At 59.5% G+C, this 897-nt stretch carries 1 protein-coding gene; it reads left to right on the top strand.

All coding sequences use genetic code 11. The annotated features are described in order from the left end of the window. Positions 1-897 (top strand): elongation factor Tu (gene tuf / locus JNB91_RS30285; protein ID WP_220329120.1); only part of this gene is annotated, 897 nt, incomplete at both ends.

Genomic DNA, 897 nt, shown 5'->3' with positions numbered 1-897 from the left:
GTCACGTTGACCACGGCAAGACGTCTTTGACGGCTGCGATCACGAAGTTTTTCGGTGAATTCAAGGCGTATGACCAGATCGACGCTGCTCCGGAAGAAAAGGCACGCGGCATCACCATCTCGACGGCGCACGTTGAGTATGAGACGCCGAACCGCCACTACGCTCACGTTGACTGCCCCGGCCACGCCGACTACGTCAAGAACATGATCACCGGTGCAGCGCAGATGGACGGCGCGATCCTGGTTTGCTCGGCAGCCGACGGCCCGATGCCGCAGACCCGCGAGCACATCCTGCTTGCTCGTCAGGTTGGCGTTCCGGCTCTGGTCGTGTTCCTCAACAAGGTCGACCAGGTTGACGACGCAGAACTGCTCGAGCTGGTTGAGCTTGAAGTTCGCGAACTTCTGTCGTCCTACGACTTCCCGGGCGACGAAGTTCCGGTCGTCAAGGGTTCGGCTCTGGCCGCTCTTGAAGACTCGAACAAGACCATCGGTGAAGATGCTGTTCGCGAACTGATGGCCCAGGTTGACGCCTACATCCCGACGCCTGAGCGTCCGATCGACCAGCCGTTCCTGATGCCGATCGAAGACGTATTCTCGATCTCCGGTCGTGGTACGGTTGTGACGGGTCGCGTTGAGCGCGGTATCGTCAAGGTTGGCGAAGAAGTCGAAATCGTCGGCATCAAGGCAACCTCGAAGACGACGGTTACCGGCGTTGAAATGTTCCGCAAGCTGCTCGACCAGGGCCAGGCCGGCGACAACATCGGTGCTCTCGTTCGCGGCGTTGACCGTAACGGCGTTGAGCGTGGCCAGATCCTGTGCAAGCCGGGTTCTGTCAAGCCGCACAAGAAGTTCATGGCAGAAGCCTACATCCTGACGAAGGAAGAAGGCGGCCGTCATA

Origin of the sequence: Aliirhizobium wenxiniae, from assembly GCF_019511445.1 — a bacterium.
Classification (GTDB): domain Bacteria; phylum Pseudomonadota; class Alphaproteobacteria; order Rhizobiales; family Rhizobiaceae; genus Neorhizobium; species Neorhizobium wenxiniae_A.
Note: the sequence above shows the minus strand (reverse complement) of the source record. Positions and strands in the feature narration are given on the sequence as shown.